This window comes from Brevibacillus nigriterrae (assembly GCF_049846925.1).
In the GTDB taxonomy this organism is placed as follows: Bacteria; Bacillota; Bacilli; order Brevibacillales; family Brevibacillaceae; genus Brevibacillus_H.
In genome coordinates this window covers 68,387-88,943 of the sequence record NZ_JBNCMT010000007.1, presented here as the reverse complement: position 1 = coordinate 88,943, position 20,557 = coordinate 68,387, and the positions used below count along the sequence as shown (strand labels likewise).

Below are 20,557 nucleotides of genomic sequence, written 5' to 3'. Positions count from 1 at the left end.
GGCCGCCTTTTGTTTTGGAAAATGATCATCTTGCACTTACGGAATATCGGGGATATTCACTCGCTATCACGGAAGATGTGCTTGCTTGGTTTACTGGTTGAAAGACACGGACATTCCGGATTTGAACATACACTGTCTGTCCCGCTGCTATCCCGAGTTCCTTGTACCGTTCATGGCTCAGTTCCACTTCAAACAAATCTCCCGTATCCACTCGTTTACACTCCAGCCGGATAATCGGACCAATTGGATAAACGTGCTGGATCACGGACTGAATAGAATTAGGCCCTTGGTACACATGGGATACTTCCATCTCATGCGGTCGGACGTAGCCGATTGCCGCTTCCTGATTACCCACTGCCTCATTTCCGCCATGGAAACGGTTTGCTCTACCGAGGAAGCTATAGACAAACGGATTGACCGGCTGGTGATACACCTCCTCGGGAGTGCCAACCTGCTCAATCTTTGCCTGATTCATAATGACCACCCGATCGGCCATTTCCAATGCTTCTTCCTGGTCATGCGTAACGAAAACAGTAGTAATGTGAAGCTTCTCATGGAGCTGTCTCAACCAACGGCGCAGCTCCTGACGAACTTTGGCGTCCAGTGCTCCAAACGGTTCATCCAGCAGGAGAACCTTGGGCTCAACAGCAAGAGCACGGGCCAGAGCAACACGCTGTCGCTGTCCGCCTGATAGCTGTGTTGGATACCGATGCTCCAATCCTTCCAACTGAATCAATTTCAACAGCTCAGTAACTTTTTCTTTGATCTCTTTTTTGGAGGGGCGTTCCTTGCGACTCTTTACCTGTAATCCAAAAGCAATATTATCAAAAATGGTCAGGTGCCTGAACAAGGCATAATGCTGGAAGACGAAGCCTACCTGACGCTTGCCAACAGGCGTGTGAGTCGTCTCTTCTCCGTGAAAGCTGATACTCCCCGTATCCGTCTCTTCCAATCCTGCAATAATCCGCAGCAGTGTTGTTTTTCCTGAACCAGATGGCCCAAGGAGAGCAACCAATTCTCCGCTGTTCACAGTTAAATCAATCTCTTTTAGCGCATGATAATTACCGTACGTTTTGGAGACATTCTTCACTTCGATACTCAATGCTCATCTCTCCTTGCCCAAATTCTAGTTCTTTCATCTGTTTTTCGGTCATCCACTCCACCACGCTCTTCACGAACAGAGTCAGCAAGGCTAGAATCGCCAGAAGGGATGCAACTGCGAAAGCAGCAACAAAGTTATATTCGTTATAAAGAATTTCTACATGGAGAGGAATGGTATTCGTCAAACCACGAATATGTCCGGATACAACCGATACGGCACCGAATTCGCCCATTGCCCGAGCACTACAGAGAATGACACCGTAGAACAGCCCCCATTTGATATTCGGCAACGTGATCTTGAAAAACGTCTGCCACCCACTTGCTCCCAACACGAGTGCTGCCTCTTCTTCTTCCGTTCCGGTGGCTTGCATAATCGGAATCAGCTCTCGGACCACAAATGGGAAGGTAACGAACAGAGTAGCCAGGATTATACCAGGTACTGCAAAAATGATTTTGATGTCGTGTGCATCAAGCCATGGTCCTAATAGCCCTTGTGCACCAAACAAAAGAACAAAAATCAAACCGGAAATGACTGGCGATACGGCGAAGGGCAAATCAATCAAGGTAATTAGCAGGTTCTTGCCTCGAAACTCAAACTTGGCGAGTGCCCAGGCTGCTGCGACCCCGAAAATCACGTTAAGCGGAACGGTAATTGCGGTAACCAGTAAGGTAAGCTTGATTGCGGCCAGTGCTTCCGGTTCCTTTATCGCAAGCAGGTATGCATCAAAGCCACTTTCCAACGCTTTGGAAAATACAGCAATCAACGGGACGATCAGAAATAACCCCAGGAAAATCAATGCCGACCCGATCAACAACCAGCGAAGGACCGACTGACCACGTGAACTTTTATGAATGCCTTTTGTCATCTCATTCGATCCTCCCCTTAATGAATGGTAAACTTCTTGCCACTTCTCCACTGGAGAAAGTTAATGAAAAACAACAGAATAAACGAGCTAAACAGCATCACGCTAGCGATTGCTGTTGCACCCGCATAGTCGAACTGCTCCAGCTTCGTCATGATTAACAAAGGAGTGATTTCCGTCTTCATCGGCATGTTGCCAGAAATGAAGACAACTGACCCATATTCACCAATCGCTCGTGCAAAGGCTAACGTGAAGCCTGTCAGCAGAGCAGGACGCAGATGTGGGACTATGACCCGGAAAAAGGTCTGGACCCGGTTCGCTCCTAAAACAGCCGCAGCCTCTTCGTACTGTTGATCCAAATCTTGAAGAACAGGCTGTACGGTTCGAACGACAAAGGGCAGACCAATAAACGTCAGTGCCAAAATCACACCTAACGGGGTAAAAGCAACCTTAATTCCCCATTCACTGAGATACTGTCCGATCCAGCCATTTGGCGAATAGATGGCAGTCAGTGCAATCCCGGCAACAGCCGTTGGCAAGGCGAATGGCAGATCAACCAGTCCGTCAATCAGCCGCTTAAAGGGAAACTGATATCGCACCAGTACCCATGCAACTAATAAACCGAAAACGGCGTTCAAACAGGCGGCTAACAGAGACGCATAGAAGCTTAGCCAATAGGAGGCGACGACACGGTCAGCCGTGATCGTCGCCCAGAATTGCTCCCAACTGAGAGTGGTAGTCTTCCCGATTAACACTGCTAGTGGTATGAGTACAAGCAGGCATAGGTAAAACAGAGAGTAGCCCAAAGTCAACCCGAAGCCCGGCAATATACTATGGCGTGTTAAGATTCTGTTTATCATGGGGATCCTCCAACAGTCAGTTTAAGGTTTGTAGATCTGATCAAAGATGCCGCCGTCAGCAAAATGCGCCTTCTGCGCATCTGGCCAGCTTCCTGCTACATCCTGGATCGTAAACAGTTCAAGTTTTGGGAAACGGTCAGCATTCTTTTCCACTACGGATTTCAAGGTTGGGCGGTAGAAGTGTTTGGCTGCGATCTCTTGCCCTTTTTCAGAATACAGATATTTTAAGTACTCTTCAGACACTTCACGAGTTCCGTGTTTATCTACGTATTTGTCAACCACTGTCACAGGCGGCTCGGCTAAAATACTGACAGGTGGTACAACAATCTCCACTTTATCTTTACCGAGGCTATTAACAGCGAGGAACGCTTCATTTTCCCATGCAAGGAGAACATCTCCAATTTCACGCTCTACGAATGTGGTTGTCGCTCCACGTGCTCCTGAGTCCAGAACGGGTACGTGTTTGAACAACTCAGCGATAAATGCTTTGGCTTTCTCCTGATCGCCATTGGACTGCTTCAGCGCATATCCCCAGGCAGCCAGGTAGTTCCACCTGGCGCCACCGGATGTTTTCGGATTCGGTGTAATGACCTGAACATCCGGCTTCACCAGGTCATTCCAGTCTTTAATGCCCTTTGGATTGCCTTTTCGAACCAAAAACACAATGGTGGATGTATAGGGTGAACTGTTATCAGGCAAGCGTTTTTGCCAGTCCTGCGGGATCAACTGTTTTTCACCTAATGCGTCAATATCATAAGCCAGGGCAAGCGTGACAATATCGGCTTCCAACCCGTCAATGACGGACCGTGATTGCTTCCCTGAGCCGCCATGTGATTGTTTGATAGTGACTGTTTGCCCTTTTTTCTCTTTCCAATAGGCGGAAAAGCTCTCATTGAACTCTTGATAAAATTCTCGAGTAGGATCGTAGGACACGTTTAAAAGCTCAACAGCTCCTGGAGTTGCACCAGATGAGCTGGATGAAGCTGGTTGCGTTGTTGTTGATGTACCACCTCCGCAACCTGCCAAGCCAAGAAGCAAACTGCTTATTGCTATCGTTTTTACCCAGACGCCGAATTTTTTCATGTATGTTCTCCCCTTTTTTTCTGTGAAAATTCTGTTTGCATAGCATCTTAAGAGAAAAGACCCCTTCTTATGCACCCTGATGCAATAGATAGGAGCCTTCGGTCGTCCGATCGGCTGGGGTTCTTATTTATTTTCTCTGCGAAAGATTACTCTTGTTTGCTGCGGTTTTTTCCAATGGAAAGCGCTGTTTTTCTATTCGTTCGATCTGTGTGATCTTGGAATCATGCACCACAATTTGAACCGAACCATACTCCAAACCTTCCAGAGCTCGTAAAATTCTCTGTACCCATTGGTCATCTGATGAAAAATGTGTACTCGACATACATGGTTCCTCCCTAATGATTTGTGATTCTTCTCTCTAGTAAATCCTCCAATGTAGTTTGATCAAGTACGTGTGCAACAGTATCGCGTACAAGTGTCCACAACGGCTTCAGCAGACAGGATGGTTCCAACTGACATGGTTCATATGCGGTAACACTCGCACAACCCATGGGAGCAAGGGGCCCTTCCAATTTGCGAATCACTTCTCCGATGTTGATTTCAGAAGGATGGGAACGAAGCAAATAACCTCCCTTTGCCCCTCTACGGCTTTTGACATGACCATTCATCTTCATTTGCAATAATATTTGTTCAAGATAACTGATGGGGACGAGTGTCTTCTCAGCGATCTCTGAAATTGACACGACTTGACCATCATGCTGGCCCAAGTAAAGCAGAGCCCGGAGTGCATACTCTCCTTTGCTTGATACTTTCACGATGTTCCCTCCATCCTGATAATCTTGAGTGTTATAGTCGAGATTGATGGCAAAAAATAAAATGGTAAACTATGCTATGAGTTTAATCCGACTATTCCGACTTGTCAAGTATGAATTAAAAACAATCTTATTTTCTCATCGTTCGTCGGTCTTACTGTCAATTTTCACTTTATCCTATGCACCTACGGCAGCACGTGTGCGAAAACAAAATCATCAGGAGCAAGAGCTGATCATCTTTTTAATTTTTTAACAAGAGAAGTCAACACCCGATGCGTATTCCTGCGAACCTCTTCTTCCACTTGTTGCATTCCATACACCGCTCGTTCGTACACATCTGAAACCTGACGAATCTCGTCCTTTTCGTCATAAGTAATATCTAACCGATTGATATACTCCCTGACTGTCTCATCCTTCGTGCGTGGAACATAGTCCCGTTCAAGTATTCCAAGCAATGCCACGAATTGTTGTCGGAAAGGCATATGTCGGCTAAAAAGCAACAATTCCCTCTGCAACATCCATCTCTGAATACGAGTACGTCTGCGCCACCCTCGGAAACCGCTCCAAACAAGCACACCCCCCGAGAAGATGATCCAGCCCCAAGGTATTCCTGATTCTCCGATGGCTTCCTGCTCCATTTCCTGTCTATCCTCTACTGGCTTCCTGTCTTGTGGAGCGTTTGTCTGCTCAGCAATTGGCACACGCGATGTTGCTCTCAATGATCCGATCTGTACAGGTGAAACAAAGGTCGGTGTTGGCTCAAACGGAACCCAACCCACCTCGGGAAAGTACACTTCTACCCATGAATGTGTATCCTTGTTGCGAATTTCCATAATGTAATTGCCATTGGCATCACGACCCGCTGCCTTCCCCGACGTGAACCCTTTTACCCATCTGGCTGGAATCCCGACAGAACGCAGCATTACCGCCATGGAAGTGGAGAAATGATCACAGTATCCACGTAAATCGTCAAACAAAAACTGATCGACAAAATCATGTCCAGGTTGAACAACTGGCACATCAATCCGTTCGTATTTGTATTTGTCATTGTCGTGCAGGTACTTCACTACAGCTTTTACCTTGTCATAGTTATTGGTTGAACTTTGCGTGATCTCTTGGGCCAATTGTTTTACTCGCAAGGGGACGGTCTTGGGAAGCTGCAAGTAGTTGTTTCTGATATCATCCGAATAGTTCGCTTTGGCAGTCTTCAGTTTCGCTTCATCCAGAACAGGGATTTCTGAAACCGTCGAGTATTCACTCATTCGCAAATACATGTAATCCGGTTCCTTGAACACCTGATCCCCTCTGAACACGTCGTACACGCCATCATGTGCCTGAATATGGCCACCATCCGACTCGTACATGAGCGTCAATGTCTCTGGGTTGTAGCTCGTTATCTGCTTTAACTCCCCCTGATAAAAAATCTGGGGGTACCGGTAGTTGTCATTGAATTGAAGAGTAGCTCGAACCTCTTTTCCTTCCACTCCTTTAAAGAAAAGCGGAGGAAAATTGTATTCCTTGGGAACGAGAACAGGAGTCAGCTTCTGATCTCTCTTTAACCAGCCACCCCCCGTATACACCTCTCTCGTATTGCCTCGCCAGTAATATTTCTCATTGGTAATTCCGGTGAAAACCAGCGTATCATCATCTAACATCGGCCCACCGAGACTGTCGTCACGGTTGGAGTAACCGACTTGTTTGGGGAGAGGTTTGGTTTCCGATGGACCTGAGGCGGACTCTGCCAGGAAATAGCTGTATGGGTCAGTCCAGCTTGGCCCGTATTTGGGGGCAAAATAGGCAGGTACGATCATGGCGCCAATCACCACGAGTGAGACAAGAAGCGGAAGCCATTTTCTCCAAGTCAGATCAACCTTTGTACTCAATTTCTCCAAGCGGTGTATTTCGAGTGAAGCCATTAAGAGAAAACTGATACAGATAAATCGCACGAAGGAACCCTCTGCCTCGTACCATCCATAAGAGTCCAGATACGCCAAAAAACCGCCTGTTAAGAGGACAAAGACAACTCCCAACCCACGAGTGACCAGGAAATAGCGCAGGACAGGAACCAGGAGAATCAGTGTTAGGATGACGAGAAAATAATACGTAACGGGCTGTATCAGCTTGTGATCCAGTATTAGTACTTGCAAGAAATCAGAGCGAATAAGCTTAATCAGCTTCAACATCCATTCCATTTGCAAAAGCGGCGTCGTGAAATATAGCGCATTCAAAGAAATGATGAACCCGACAACGGAAACAAATGTCGCATACACTCTTTTCCTGAACAAAATTTCAATCAAATACAGACAGATGAGTCCACAAGAAAGGATCGGAAGGATATAAAACCCCGTGAGCTCGTCAATTGGGATGAGCCACTCTCGAATCAGCAAAAATAAGCAAAGCAAAGAGAAATGTTCCATCGTATAAAGTTTTTGAATGTTAGGAATATTTTTCATGTATTTCCCTCGCTTTCCGACCTTACACGTATTATAAATCAATTCTGACTTGCTGAAAAATGAAAAGGACGATCCAACCGCCTGTTTGAGACGAATGGATTGCCCTTTTTTCATTGATTATGGGAAAAGCAAAAGAGTGAGATAGAGGCCCACTAAGGTTATAAACAAGGTAGGAACCGTCAGCACAATCCCAGTACGGAAATACCCGCCCCATGTAATCTTCACTCCCTTGCGAGCAAGTACATGAAGCCAGAGCAAAGTAGCCAGCGAACCGATCGGCGTTATTTTCGGCCCGAGGTCACAGCCGATGACATTGGCATAGATGAGTGCCTCTTTTGCAAGACCGGTTGTACTCACGTGATCAATGGCAAGAGCACCGATCATAACACTTGGCAGGTTATTCATCACGGAAGACAAGATCGCTGCAAGAAAACCCATCCCCATCGCTGCCGTTAGCAACCCTTGGTCGGCAAACGCCTGAATGATTTGTCCAAGTTGATCGGTAAGCCCGGCATTCTTCAGACCATAAACAACGACATACATGCCAATGGAAAACACCACAATCGACCATGGGGCTTCCCGAACGATCTTGCTTGTATGAATCGCATGACTTTGTTGTGCTGCCAAAAGGAATCCTAGAGCAGCCAGAAGGGTTATGAACGACACAGGTACAGGAACGACTTCGCTCAATAAATAGGCCGCCAATAGCAACCCCAGAATCACCCAGGATAAACGGAACAATCGCATATCCTTGAGTGCCTTTCTCGGTTCTTTTAGCTGTGACAATTCATAGCGTACAGGAATTTGTTTATGGTAGTACCAGTACAAAACAGCCAAACTGCCTGCCAAAGAAAACAAATTCGGCAGAAGCATTCGTCCGGCATATTCGACAAAACCGATGTTGAAGTAGTCCGCAGACACGATGTTAACCAGATTGCTGATCACAAACGGGATGGAAGTGGTGTCCGCAATGAAACCGCTCGCCATCACAAACGGCAGAACCAGACTGTCGTCAAACCGCAGGGCCCTTAACTGGGCAAGGACGATGGGCGTCAGGATGAGAGCCGCTCCATCATTCGCAAAAAAGGCAGATACCCCGGCTCCGAGCAGGATCATGTAGACAAACAAGAGTATGCCATTCCCTTTCGCCAGTCTGACCATATGCAAGGCCGACCACTCAAAAAAACCGATCTCATCCAATATCAACGAGATCAGAATAATTCCGACAAGTGCAAGGGTGGCATTCCAGACAATATGTGTCACAGCAACAACATCAACAAGCTCTACAACGCCAATTGCCAATGCCAGCAATGCTCCGCCGGTAGCTGTCCACCCAATTCCCAACCCTCTCGGCTGCCAAATCACAAGTGTAATGGTTATGATAAATAACAATACTGCACTCCATGCTTCCAAAAGCGGTGACTCTCCTGTTCTCTTATGGTTTATGTGTCTTTGTTTTTCTAGTCAGGTGTTCCCACTATTGGATTGTATCAGACTGGTAAGCAAAAAACCCGTAAGATTTGCATCTTACGGGTTTTGTATTATTTACTTATACCCAGCCTCTGAAATGGCTTGCTTCCGCCATTCTACGAAGACCTACGATGTACGCTGCCAATCTCATGTCTACACGCTTCGCTTTGGAAGTAGAGTAAACATTGTGGAAAGAACTGGTCAAAATTTGCTCTAGTTTCTCATCGACTTCTTCTTGCGACCAGTAGAAGCCTTGATTGTTTTGTACCCACTCAAAGTAAGAAACAACTACGCCACCTGCACTTGCAAGCACGTCAGGAACAATCAATACGCCACGCTCAGTCAGGATCTCAGTAGCTTTCAGTGTTGTCGGTCCATTCGCTGCTTCTACGAGAATTTTCGCCTTGATATCATGAGCATTGTGCTCAGTAATTTGGTTCTCGATCGCTGCTGGCACGAGAATATCACATTCTTGCACAAGCAATTCTGCATTGGAGATGCGATTCGGGAACAAATGCGTAACGGATCCGAAAGAATCACGTTTGTCCAAGAGTGCATCGATGTCGAGTCCATTTGTATCATACAAAGCTCCGTGTGCATCAGAAATCCCGATAACTTTTGCACCTGCATCGTGCAAGAACTTCGCAAGGAAGCTTCCTGCATTTCCGAAACCTTGAATAACTACTTTTGAACCTTCAACCGTGAGTCCCGCCACTTTGGCAGCCTCACGCATAACAATCGTAACCCCTTTGGCAGTAGACGATTCACGACCTATGGATCCACCCAAAACAAGCGGTTTACCTGTGATGAAACCAGGTGCATCGAATTCGCGAATACGGCTGTATTCATCCATCATCCACGCCATAATTTGTGCGTTTGTAAATACGTCTGGTGCCGGGATATCCTTTGTTGGTCCTACGATTTGGCTAACCGCACGTACATATCCACGGCTGAGGCGCTCCAACTCCCCGAAAGACATTTGACGAGGATCACACTGGATGCCACCTTTTCCCCCGCCATACGGCAGGTTGGTGATTCCACATTTAATACTCATCCACATAGATAACGCTTTTACTTCTTCTTCCGTTACATCTGGATGGAAGCGAATGCCGCCCTTGGTAGGGCCCACTGCATCGTTATGTTGAGCACGGTAACCCGTGAATACTTTTACGGTTCCATCGTCCATACGTACAGGGATGCGTACAGTAAGTAGACGAAGTGGTTCTTTCAACAAATCGAACATGGAGTCGCCAAATCCCAGGCTATCCAAAGCGGTTTTGATTACCTCTTTTGTTCGATCCAGTACACTGAGTTTTTCTGTTGTACCTGTTGCTTGCTGATTACTTGTTTCCTCTTTTGTTGCTTGGCTCATTTCTTGGCACCTTCTTTTATTTTGTTAACGTGGATGCTCCCTGTAAGACTTGCGTGATACGCTCAATCGCCCAATCCAAATCTTCACGAGAAATAACAAGCGGTGGTGCAAAGCGAATGGTTGTTTCATGCGTTTCTTTGCAGAGAAGACCCAACTCCTTCAACTGTTCGCAGTATGGGCGTGCAGCGGTAGTCAATTCGATACCGATGAACAAGCCTCTACCACGAATTTCGTGAATGATTGGATTGTTAATTTCACGAAGCTTCTCGATGAAGTAGTTGCCAAGCTCCAAGGAACGAGCAACCAAACCCTCTTCTTCGATTACTTCCAAAGCCGCAACAGCGACTGCACAGCCTAGCGGATTTCCGCCAAAAGTAGAACCGTGGGAGCCTGGTTCGAATACGCCAAGCACATTACGGTTTGCTGCTACTGCAGAGATCGGGAACACTCCGCCTCCAAGGGCTTTACCCATGATATACATGTCAGGGGATACATCTTCCCACTCGCTAGCAAAAAGTTTACCTGTACGTCCGAAACCTGTCTGGATCTCGTCACAAACAAGCAGTACATTGTTTTCTTTACATACCTCTTGTGCTGCTTTGAGGAATCCTTCAGTCGGAATAACAATACCTGCTTCTCCTTGAATTGGTTCAACAAGGAATGCAGCCGCATTTGGTGTAATCGCTTTCTTTAATGCTTCCAGATCGCCATATGGAATGAACTTGAAGCCCGGTGTGAACGGTCCAAAACCACGTTTGTATTCATCTGCAGAAGAGAAGGAGGTAATCGTTACCGTACGTCCATGGAAATTCCCTTCGCAAACGATAATTTCTGCTTGATTCTCAGGAACCTTTTTCACGTCGTATGCCCAGCGTCTTACTGCTTTTACTGCAGTTTCAACCGCTTCTGCACCTGTATTCATTGGCAAGATCATTTCTTTACCTGTCAGCGCAGACAGTTTTTCGTAAAACGCGCCAAGTTGATCATTGTAAAATGCACGCGAAGTAAGTGTAACCTTATCTGCTTGATCTTTCAATGCTTGAATAATTTTCGGATGACGATGCCCTTGGTTTAGAGCAGAATATGCACTTAACATATCGAGATAACGGTTGCCCTCTGGATCCTCTACCCAAACACCTTCTGCCTTGGAAATAACGATAGGCAGTGGATGATAGTTTCTCGCACCAAATTTTTCTGTTTGATCAATGACTGATTTGGTTTTGCTCATGGGAAGCCTCCTTAGAGTTTGTCTGACATATTCTACTTTCAATAATGATGCCAACTGAGAAAAACATTGATTTTATAGCGTTTCCGTTTTTTGATGCAAATATTTTTGGCATAAATTACGCAAAATTTCTTTGCTCTTTTAATTACAAATACTAGAAATAGCAAAATTTTTTTGCGTTATTGTGAATCTTTTGTTACAATAATTTCGCTTTTAAGTCATGTGTTTAAGGTGGCGAATTGTATGTGCCCAGAAGAACAATCAAGTCCCGAACAGTTCAAAATCGTATATGAACACATCCTGGATGAGATCAATGAAGGGGTTCATGTCATTGACGCAAAAGGTAAGTCAGTTGTCTATAATCGAAAAATGGCTGAACTGGAATCCATGGACAAACAAGACGTACTGGGCAGAAAACTCTCTGATGTATTCCAATTTCCCGACGGTCAGGAAAGCACTCTCTTGCAGTCGCTTACGCAGGGCGAAAGCATCCGTCACGTGAGACAGACCTATTTTAATGACAAAGGTAAAGAAATTACAACCATTAATAATACCTTTCCGATAATCGAAGACAATAAGATCATCGGTGCAATTGAAATAGCCAATGACGTGACAAAGATGGAACGCCTCATTCGTGAAAACCTGTTGGATAAAGAGAAAGGCAGCACACGCTACACCTTCGACAGCATCATCGGAAAAAGCATCCTCATCCGCGAATTGATTGAGCAGGCAAAACGTGCGGCCCGTACCTCTTCCTCCGTTCTAGTGGTAGGTGAAACTGGCACTGGCAAGGAGCTGTTTGTTCAAAGCATCCACAACGCAAGCACGAGAGCAAAAGCACCGTTCATTTCTCAGAACTGTGCAGCGCTGCCTGACAGTTTGATTGAAGGCCTATTGTTTGGGACATCTCGCGGTGCATTCACCGGGGCAATCGAACGTCCAGGTCTGTTCGAGCAAGCAGAAGGCGGCACGCTATTTCTGGATGAAGTGAATTCACTCAGCCTGTCATTGCAAGCAAAGCTGCTCAGGGCCCTACAGGAAAAATCAATTCGTCGTATTGGTGATACCAAGGATCGCAAAATCAATGTCCGCATTATTGCTGCAATCAATGAAGATCCGATTGAAGCAATTGCCAATAATCACATGCGCAAAGACTTGTTTTATCGCCTCGGTGTCGTCACGCTTATGATCCCGCCTCTTCGTGAACGCAAAGAAGACATTTCTTTGCTTGTCAGTCACTTTATCGAGAAATACAATCAATTGTTCCAAATGGAAGTGACCGATATCAGTGATGAAGTGAGTCAATTCTTCCTGCAATACGATTGGCCTGGAAACGTCCGGGAGCTGCAGCACTTTATTGAAGGTGCGATGAACCTGATCATCGATGAAACCAAAATCAGCTACGCTCATCTACCCATTCATCACATTCGTCGCAAGACACAGTCTCTCCCTGTCGAACGACTGGCAATTGAACAGCAATTAATTGATGAATATAGCAATCGTGCCAAACCCCTCAAGGAAGCTCTGGAAGAATTCGAGAAAGCCTATATTCAAAAACTGGTCAGTTCCAACCAAGGAAATATTTCCAGATCCGCATTACAACTGGGAATCAGCCGTCAAAGCCTTCAATACAGATTAAAAAAACTTCAGCTAAAGTCTTCAAATTAGTTATTTTCGATCAAAAAATTTTTAAAAAGAAAACGCAAAAACACTTTGCAGAGAAAACATTTTTTGCATAAACTTGCGCAAAATAATTTTGCACTAACGGATTTTCAATTCTGAGCAAGCGCTAGTAGTTTGAAATTTTAGATTGGTATGATAGTTGCATCTATTGAACACCTGAAAGCGCATTCATGTATTTTATATGAAAAATTCTCGACAATTTTCGTATTCAAGTGAATGAAATCGCTTTAATGGTCAGAAGAGTGTTATATACAACAAAGGAGAGGTGTTTCAATGGCTCATCACGACAATGAACTAAAACGCACACTAAAAAGCAGGCATTTATTCATGATTTCATTAGGTGGCATTATCGGTACAGGACTTTTCTTAGGTTCCGGTTATACGATTAGCCAGGCAGGACCGATTGGTGCCATCATTTCATATATCGTCGGTGGTTTCATTATGTATTTGACCATGCTGTGCCTCGGAGAACTTTCTGTAGCCATGCCGGTATCTGGTTCTTTCCAAACGTACACAACCAAGTTCGTCAGCCCTGCACTTGGCTTTACCGTTGGTTGGTTATATTGGCTTGGCTGGGCTGTAACAGTTGCTCTAGAGCTGCTATCTTCCGCACTTCTGATGCAAAGATGGTTCCCTGATTCACCCATCTGGATCTGGTGTGCAATTTTTGGAGCGTTCCTCTTCTTGTTAAACGCCTTGTCTGCTCGTGCCTTCGGAGAAACCGAATTCTGGTTCTCCAGCATTAAAGTAAGTGCAATCGTTCTATTTATTATCCTTGGTGGGGCTGCTATGTTCGGCATTATTGACTTCAAAGATGGACATGCTGCTCCAATGTTTACGAACTTTGCTAATGCCGAACTTTTACCAAATGGCTTTGTTGGACTCATCCTTACTATGATTGCTGTTAACTTTGCATTCCAAGGTTCAGAACTAATCGGTATTGCAGCCGGTGAAAGTGAAGACCCTGAAAAAACCATTCCTCAATCAATCAAAATGACAGTATTCCGCACCTTGATCTTTTTCGTACTTGCCATTGGTGTATTGTCCGCCCTCATTCCTTATAAAGAAGCAGGCGTAGTAGAAAGTCCTTTCGTTATGGTATTTGACAAGATCGGTATCCCTTATGCTGCTGACATCATGAACTTCGTTATCCTTACAGCCCTTTTATCTGTAGGTAACTCCGGCTTATACGCTGCTACACGTATGCTTTGGTCTCTTTCTAAAACAGAAATGGCAAGCCCTGCTCTGAGCAAATTGAGCAAAAATGGCGTTCCAATGAATGCCTTGCTTCTTACTTTCGGAATTTCCTTGTTGTCCTTGCTTTCCGGTATCTTTGCAGAAGACACAGTGTATATGTGGCTGCTTTCCTTGGCGGGTCTCGGTGCTCAGGTTGGTTGGATCTCCATTACGGCATCACAACTCGCTTTCCGCAAGAAATACTTGGCTAGCGGTGGCAAACTGGAAGATTTGAAATTCAAAACACCTCTCTACCCTGTGCTTCCACTGATTGCACTGATTCTCAATCTGTCAGTTTTGATCAGCTTGGCGTTTGATGAAAACCAACGAGTTGCCCTTTATTGTGCGATTCCGTTCTCCATCGTTTGCTTGATCTATTACAACTTCAAAGTAAAACATAAGATGACAGATGCAAAACACGTATTTGTACAACCGACTCCTGAGTTGGAAAAATAACGATTAGACGCGAACAACCCCTTCTAGGTATGAAGGGGTTGTTTTTTATTAACGATTATTTAGAGGCTTTTGCAAGTGGCAGCTGAATCCGAAAACAGGCACCGCCACCTTTCACATTATTCGCTTGAATGGTGCCACTGCTTTTTTCAATAATGGTTCTGGAAATGGCAAGACCCAGTCCGGTCTCGCCATCCTTTCCTTTGACGAATCGGTGAAATAAGGTCGGGAGGACTTCAGGAGAAATTCCTTCCCCGTCATCGTTCACTTCCACAACCACATGATTCTGCTCTGTGAAGATGTGGATTTGAATCGACTCTTTGGCATGACGCACTCCATTCCCAACAATATTGATCAACGCTTGCAAAAACTTATCATGATCTACGTTGACCACTGGTGAAGTGCTGCCCGCTTCCATCTCGATCGTTATGTTTTTCTTCACCAGAATGGGGTGTAGCCGTTCGACTGCTTGATTTACCAATGTGAGTAAGGAAACCTCGGCAGGATGGAAAAGTCCCTCTTCGCTTTCCAGCTTGGCAAGAAGAATCATCTCCGTGACAATCCCTTTCAGTCTGGAAGTTTCATTCACAATCACGTCCAACCCTTGCTTTGCAGACTCATCGGTAAAGACACCGTCTCGAATTCCTTCCGCATACCCTTGAATCGACATCAGCGGGGTCTTGAGTTCATGAGAAGCATTTTGAAAAAACTGCTTCTGTACTTGCTGGAAATGATCCAGCTCCTGCGCCAGGTAGTATACGCTCTGGGTCACTTCGCCAATTTCGCCTGTCGCAGGAACCAACTGTACATCTGAAAATTGTCGATTCTGAACTTTTTTCAGTTCGCTTTGCAGCTTGCTTAAAGGATTGACCAAGCTGCGTGCGATCAGAATACTGATTCCATAGGCAAACACGGAGCCGAACACCATAATCATCAGGATCTTTTTGATCAGCTCTACTCGTATTTCCTTTAATCCCCGGATCGGACTTGCCAGCCACAATTTCTCAATTTCCTCTGATTCAAACGGGACAGATACCACAATGTAATCATCTGGCCCAATATTTAGAATACCCTTCTTTCCTTCACGCTTACTGATAACAAGCCCCTTCACCCACTCATCGATATGGTCGGGAGAAATGGTGGAGTAATAGATTTTTTTGCGCTTGCCTGTCAACAGTATCTCTACTTTATTGTTGGATGCGAGCAGACTATCGAGCTGCTCATAGTCTTGGGGCCCTATTTTTCGCTCTGCCTTCTTGATCCGCTGAACCCAGACCTCCCCTTTTTTTCGCAAATCCTTCTGTTGCTGTTCAATGAGATTATCTAATAACAGGGAATGGATAAAGACAGCAGTCACTCCAGTAATAACGAGAAGCAAAAGGCCGAATGCAATGGATATTCGATGAAAAAGCTTCATTTGCTTCCCTCTTTTACCCGGAGACGGTAGCCGTAACCCCACACGGTTTCCAGTGGGATTTGATCAAACTTTTTGCGGACACGCCTGACTAAGTCATCCACGGCTCGATCACTTCCAAAATAATCATGCCCCCAGACGGCAACCAACAATTCTTCCCTGCCAAAAGCCCGATTCGGATGATCCGCAAACAGGCGAAGCAATTCGAATTCCTTGAGCGTTACATCGACCTGTGTACCTTGCCAAATGACCTGTCTGCTCCCCTTATCAAGAGACAACGAGCCTGGTTCCATTGCCGTCATATCTTCCTCATCAGAAACAGCCTCGGAAACAGAATCGACTGATGAATGCTCGGAAGCACTACCTGTCAGTTGATTTCTCATTTGCCCCCACCTGCGCAAGGCTCGGTTCACCCGAGCCACCAATTCCCTCGGACTGAACGGCTTCGTCAAATAATCGTCACTGCCCAATTCCAGTCCAAGAATTTTATCTACCTCTTCATCACGTGCCGAAATCATAATGATCGGTGTTTCAGCTTTTGCTCGCACTCGTCGACAGAATTCATAACCATTCATCCCTGGCAGCATAATGTCCAGCACCCACAAATCGGGAGGATTGCTTTCCCATAATTGCAACGCATCTTCGGCAGACTCCAAGCCAATAGTCTCGTATCCTTCTTTTTTCAGGTACGCTTCTACAATCTGACGGATGTTCATGTCATCATCTACTATCGCAATACGATAAGATTTCATCAGGTTTTCCTCCGTACAATTGATGTCATCTTATTGTACTACGAATTTTTCATTTACCGTTGGGATGAAGAGATTTTTCCACGCGAAAGGCTCTCCTGTTGCAATTTTTCTCGCAACGAGAGAGCCTTTTCTTTTATTCCAGACCTTTTAAAATGTCGTTAATGTCCGATTTCGCATCAAGAATTTCTTCCTTCAGCTCAATTATCTCCTGGAGTAAAGCAGTCACATGCTCCAATTGGCTTTCAACTTCAGCTTGATCCCCGTTCTTGAATGCCTCTTTGGCTTCTTGCGATGTATCCTTGATTTCGGTTTGCAATGATTTTACTTTCTCACGATCAGCCTTCTTCTCCTGGCGAATTGGCTTGATCTCATTCAACGGCTCTTTATAAGTCGCACGGAATTCTTTGATCAATGCAAGCTGCTCGCGAACCGGCTCCAGCTTCTCATCGATTGCCTGGCGATTTGCCTCAATTTCTGCTTTCAATTCAGCGACTTTTTCTTCGTCCTTGTTGGCTTTCGCTTCTTTCAACTCTGCAGCCAGTTGCTTGTTCGCTTCCTTCAACGGCTTTACTTCTTTCATGACTGCTTTCACCTGTTCACGAACCTCGGGTGAAATGTCGCCTTTTAATGTATCCCACAACGCTTTATTCGCTTCTCCAAGCGCTTTTAGCTGCTCATTCAACTGCTTGCGCTGTTCGTTTAATGCTTTGATGGCCTGATATTCAGGAGTTTCCTTGAACTTCGGTCCTTTTTCTTTGACCTGCTCTGTTTTTTCGATTGATGTTGGAGATTCCTCGGCACCTACCACACCAAGACCACTCATCAATAAACTAGCTGTCATTACGGATACTGCCAGTAATTTTTTCATCATCTTTCACTCTCCCTTACATGATTTGGATCGATAACCTTGATGTCTGTCGTGGTCTGTCTGATCCATATAGCTTCATTGTAGGGAGAGCTTGACGTAAAAGTATGAGAGAAGGGAAGCAAAAGTATGGGAAAAGTGTGGGATTATCAAATTACACGGAAAGATACGTCCTTGACTCTCTTTCCCATTGCTTGCGGGCGAGCCAATTCATAGTGCTCTGCAGCAGTTTTTCCTTGTGGCACGCTTTGGTAAAAGTATGGTCTGCACCAATAATCAATTCTTTGTTGCAGTTGCCAACCGGGCGGTAACGAAACGCCTTCTCATAATAAAAGCAGTACTTGGCTGGTATTTCTGCATCGCTTGAGCCGTGGATGATCATGACATCACCATCGAATTGTTGGGTATCCTTTAACGGAAAATAGTCAGCCATTGAATCAAAAAAGCGTACAGATAGCAAATACCCGTGGTAGTCTGCGTACAGCTTTTCCTTCGCTTCGAAATACAGATCGCTTCCCACGATGGCCACGATATCATGGAATGGATAAGCGACTGGTGCCCACAAAATGAGATCACTGACTCTCTTATCAGTGGCAGCCGTATGAGTAGCTACCGCACCACCCAAGCTATGGCCAATCAGCGTAATCTGTTCGGGATCAATCTCCTCCAGCTTCTCTGCAAAGCTGATGACACTCTTCGTTTGTTGAATCAGCTCTTCAAACCTCAGCTCACCATACGTTCCTGAACTTTCCCCGCAGCCTCCATAATCAAACCGCAATACGGCATAGCCTTGTGATGCCAGAATATTGCCCGCATATACGAAAAGGCGGTCGACTCCGATTCGAGAACCGATGAATCCGTGACAAATAATGATAAGTGGCGCTTTGGGACGATTGGTTGGGATATGTAGAGAGCCGGTTAGTATTTCTTTTCCTGCTGGTATTTGAACTGATTTGATGGACATAAAATCCCTCCATTCTATGTGGAAAAAATAACAGACACCCCTTGTTTAAGGAAACGAACAAGAGGTGCCTTACGTCGTTGCATCGGCACGAAATATATGGATTTGTTGATTTTTATTTTATACCCGATTATTCCGACCTGTCAACTCAACATTTATTTTTTTGCCACAAACAACCAAACGAAGCGATTGAGCTGTTTCCATTCAACGGTGAAGTTCTCTTTGTTGCAAATCGCATCCAGATCCGCAATTTGCTCATAAAACTCTGTCTGTAAATCATGCAGCAGGTTCCATCTTTCCTGTTTTCTGACACGCCCATGAATCTCTCGTTTGCTCTCCTCATCTCTGTAACATGTATCTGCAAAGACGATTGTCCCTTGATCCGTCAGAACATGGCTCATTAAGCGAATAGCCTCCGCTTTTTCCGTTAACGTCAAATGATGAAAGGCAAAAGAACTGACAATCGAATCGACTTTCTCATTTGGCTGTAAAGGCAGATCAAGAAAATGTCCATCCCGCAAATCAAATGCCAACTGTTTCTTTTGTACTGCTTCCCTCATGCCTTGAGAAGGCTCCACTCCAATCACCTGATACCCTCGTGCAAGCAGGCGCTCAGTTACGTTTCCGGTTCCGACACCAATTTCCAAGACCGTCTTGCTCTGTGGTGGAATGTGTGAAACTACTTCATCTACTATACGATCATAGCCTTCGAATACTTCTTGATATTCTCCATTCGTGTCATAGACAGTCTGATCGTATGAAATTGCCCATTCATCAAACAAATCATTGAAGTCATTCTGTTTCACCTTGAGTCGCCTCCTTACTACAGGCTATACGATCCGATGCAAAAGGATACAACTTTTGCTTAGTTATTGGCGGTGAGTAGACGTTCAGAATAACCGTTCGATACAGGCTATTATTTTTTATTGAATGAATGTGCCCTTTGGGAACCTGGCAAATTTCATCTTTTGTATACACCTTTTCAGACGAAAGTTGAATTTTTCCTCCATCCATTGTGTGAAACACGGAGTGAGTCAATTCACCATCGATAATACGTTCATAGGCATCTGAATTTCCATGGTCATGCGGCATCGAACAGCAAGCACTTGGCAGGTTTATGATCACAATTTCCACATTTCTGTCCTGATAAATAAAGTTTCTGCCATAGGGAAGGTTGGTAGGCTCCGTAATAAATGGACTAATTTCCTCGGTGCTCACTTTTAGCTCCCGCAATGCCTTCGTAATATCCGCTTCTGTAGGATTCTGCAAATTCCCAAAATGCGTTTCCAGTTTATCTATCAAATTCAACACGCTCACCCCTGGATCAGTCTCCAAACAAACACAACCTCGACTATGTTGACTACTTTAGTCAAGATTCGCTTCTATTTCACTTGTGTTTTTTAGCTGTTGTAGACTATTCTTGGGACAAACCTGTTGTTCAGTTTTTCGCTCGGAATGATGCGCCCATTTTCCATTCTTTGCTCTCGAAAGCCCTTGTGGTACAGTTAAAATTCAACAAAAAAACTCGTCTGTTCAACGACGAGTTTCATACAGAAAATATGGGAGGGATACAAATGTCGGATTCTACGTTGAAACGCTTTGGTGTATCAATGGATGATAAACTTTTGCAGGATTTTGATGAACTGATCAAAAGCAAAGGGTACGAAAATCGCTCGGAAGCCGTCCGTGACTTGATTCGTAACGCATTGGTCCAGCAAGCATGGGAGACGGATGACCAAATCGTTGCAGGCAGCATCCTGCTCTTTTACGATCATCATCACGGTGAAGTGATGCATGAGTTGACTGCCATCCAACATGACATGCACGATATGATCCTGGCAACAACACACTTCCATCTGGATCACCACAACTGTCTCGAACTGATTGTTGTAAAAGGCAGAGCCAAAGACTTGCGTGTTTTCAGTGATCGCCTCATCAGCTTGAAAGGTGTGAAGTACGGGAAGTTCACAAGTGCCCCGGTAGTAGCTACTTCTTCGCTTCATGATGAGTGATT

At 45.1% G+C, this 20,557-nt stretch carries 19 protein-coding genes; 3 read left to right on the top strand and 16 right to left on the bottom strand.

Annotated features, from left to right (window positions below):
- Positions 1–25: 25 nt before the first annotated feature.
- The 10 genes from ACPW7N_RS07215 to ACPW7N_RS07170 all read right to left on the bottom strand — a co-directional run bounded on the left by ACPW7N_RS07215 (position 26) and on the right by ACPW7N_RS07170 (position 11,182).
- Positions 26–1,102 (bottom strand): sulfate/molybdate ABC transporter ATP-binding protein, encoded by a 1,077-nt coding sequence (locus tag ACPW7N_RS07215; protein WP_425650363.1) that lies wholly within the window; start codon positions 1,100–1,102, stop codon positions 26–28.
- Positions 1,062–1,967, bottom strand: coding sequence for a sulfate ABC transporter permease subunit CysW (gene cysW / locus ACPW7N_RS07210; protein ID WP_425650362.1), 906 nt, complete (start codon positions 1,965–1,967; stop codon positions 1,062–1,064). Before cysW ends, ACPW7N_RS07215 begins: the two co-directional genes overlap by 41 nt.
- 17 nt (positions 1,968–1,984) lie before the next feature.
- Complete coding sequence (cysT, locus tag ACPW7N_RS07205) at positions 1,985–2,824, bottom strand: sulfate ABC transporter permease subunit CysT (RefSeq protein WP_425650361.1); 840 nt, start codon at positions 2,822–2,824, stop codon at positions 1,985–1,987.
- A 21-nt stretch (positions 2,825–2,845) separates the two neighbouring features.
- Positions 2,846–3,907 carry a sulfate ABC transporter substrate-binding protein gene (locus ACPW7N_RS07200; protein ID WP_425650360.1) on the bottom strand — a complete coding sequence of 354 codons (1,062 nt, stop codon included), beginning with the start codon at positions 3,905–3,907 and terminating at the stop codon, positions 2,846–2,848.
- Positions 3,908–4,034: 127 nt separating this feature from the next.
- Complete coding sequence (locus ACPW7N_RS07195; RefSeq protein ID WP_425650359.1) at positions 4,035–4,229, bottom strand: YezD family protein; 195 nt, start codon at positions 4,227–4,229, stop codon at positions 4,035–4,037.
- A gap of 13 nt (positions 4,230–4,242) precedes the next feature.
- Positions 4,243–4,662 carry an RrF2 family transcriptional regulator gene (locus tag ACPW7N_RS07190; RefSeq protein ID WP_425650358.1) on the bottom strand — a complete coding sequence of 140 codons (420 nt, stop codon included), beginning with the start codon at positions 4,660–4,662 and terminating at the stop codon, positions 4,243–4,245.
- A 230-nt stretch (positions 4,663–4,892) separates the two neighbouring features.
- A complete protein-coding gene (locus ACPW7N_RS07185) occupies positions 4,893–7,112 on the bottom strand; it encodes a DUF4129 domain-containing transglutaminase family protein (protein ID WP_425650357.1) in 2,220 nt (739 codons plus the stop codon).
- A gap of 117 nt (positions 7,113–7,229) precedes the next feature.
- The gene (locus tag ACPW7N_RS07180; protein ID WP_425650356.1) at positions 7,230–8,525 is read right to left on the bottom strand and encodes an arsenic transporter; all 1,296 of its coding nucleotides are present in this window, start codon (positions 8,523–8,525) and stop codon (positions 7,230–7,232) included.
- 136 nt (positions 8,526–8,661) lie between these two features.
- Positions 8,662–9,954 (bottom strand): Glu/Leu/Phe/Val family dehydrogenase, encoded by a 1,293-nt coding sequence (locus tag ACPW7N_RS07175; RefSeq protein WP_425650355.1) that lies wholly within the window; start codon positions 9,952–9,954, stop codon positions 8,662–8,664.
- A gap of 16 nt (positions 9,955–9,970) precedes the next feature.
- Positions 9,971–11,182: an ornithine--oxo-acid transaminase gene (locus ACPW7N_RS07170; RefSeq protein WP_425650354.1), complete on the bottom strand. Its 1,212-nt coding sequence runs from the start codon at positions 11,180–11,182 to the stop codon at positions 9,971–9,973.
- Positions 11,183–11,422: 240 nt separating this feature from the next.
- On the opposite strand from ACPW7N_RS07170, the gene ACPW7N_RS07165 reads away from it, so the two are divergent.
- Together ACPW7N_RS07165 and ACPW7N_RS07160 are read left to right on the top strand one after the other, a co-directional pair.
- Positions 11,423–12,847, top strand: a complete 1,425-nt coding sequence (locus ACPW7N_RS07165) for a sigma-54 interaction domain-containing protein (RefSeq protein WP_425650353.1) — start codon at positions 11,423–11,425, stop codon at positions 12,845–12,847.
- Between the two features lie 288 nt (positions 12,848–13,135).
- A complete protein-coding gene (locus ACPW7N_RS07160; RefSeq protein WP_425650352.1) occupies positions 13,136–14,554 on the top strand; it encodes an amino acid permease in 1,419 nt (472 codons plus the stop codon).
- A 55-nt stretch (positions 14,555–14,609) separates the two neighbouring features.
- Here the strand turns inward: ACPW7N_RS07160 and ACPW7N_RS07155 are convergent, their stop codons facing one another.
- The 6 genes from ACPW7N_RS07155 to ACPW7N_RS07130 form a co-directional block, all read right to left on the bottom strand.
- Positions 14,610–15,968, bottom strand: coding sequence for a sensor histidine kinase (locus ACPW7N_RS07155; RefSeq protein WP_425650351.1), 1,359 nt, complete (start codon positions 15,966–15,968; stop codon positions 14,610–14,612).
- Complete coding sequence (locus tag ACPW7N_RS07150; protein ID WP_425650350.1) at positions 15,965–16,717, bottom strand: response regulator transcription factor; 753 nt, start codon at positions 16,715–16,717, stop codon at positions 15,965–15,967. Before ACPW7N_RS07150 ends, ACPW7N_RS07155 begins: the two co-directional genes overlap by 4 nt.
- Positions 16,718–16,850: 133 nt before the next feature.
- Complete coding sequence (locus ACPW7N_RS07145) at positions 16,851–17,588, bottom strand: V-type ATP synthase subunit I domain-containing protein (protein ID WP_425650349.1); 738 nt, start codon at positions 17,586–17,588, stop codon at positions 16,851–16,853.
- Between the two features lie 148 nt (positions 17,589–17,736).
- On the bottom strand, positions 17,737–18,546 hold the full coding sequence (locus ACPW7N_RS07140; RefSeq protein WP_425650348.1) for an alpha/beta hydrolase: 810 nt from the start codon (positions 18,544–18,546) through the stop codon (positions 17,737–17,739).
- Between the two features lie 152 nt (positions 18,547–18,698).
- Entirely contained in the window at positions 18,699–19,349 is a 651-nt protein-coding gene (locus ACPW7N_RS07135) for a class I SAM-dependent DNA methyltransferase (protein WP_425650347.1), read from the bottom strand.
- Positions 19,336–19,851 (bottom strand): cysteine dioxygenase, encoded by a 516-nt coding sequence (locus ACPW7N_RS07130; RefSeq protein WP_425650346.1) that lies wholly within the window; start codon positions 19,849–19,851, stop codon positions 19,336–19,338. The genes ACPW7N_RS07135 and ACPW7N_RS07130 overlap by 14 nt, the downstream gene beginning before the upstream one ends.
- A 266-nt stretch (positions 19,852–20,117) precedes the next feature.
- Between ACPW7N_RS07130 and nikR the strand changes: the two genes are divergently transcribed.
- Positions 20,118–20,555, top strand: coding sequence for a nickel-responsive transcriptional regulator NikR (nikR, locus tag ACPW7N_RS07125; protein WP_425650345.1), 438 nt, complete (start codon positions 20,118–20,120; stop codon positions 20,553–20,555).
- Positions 20,556–20,557: the final 2 nt, after the last annotated feature.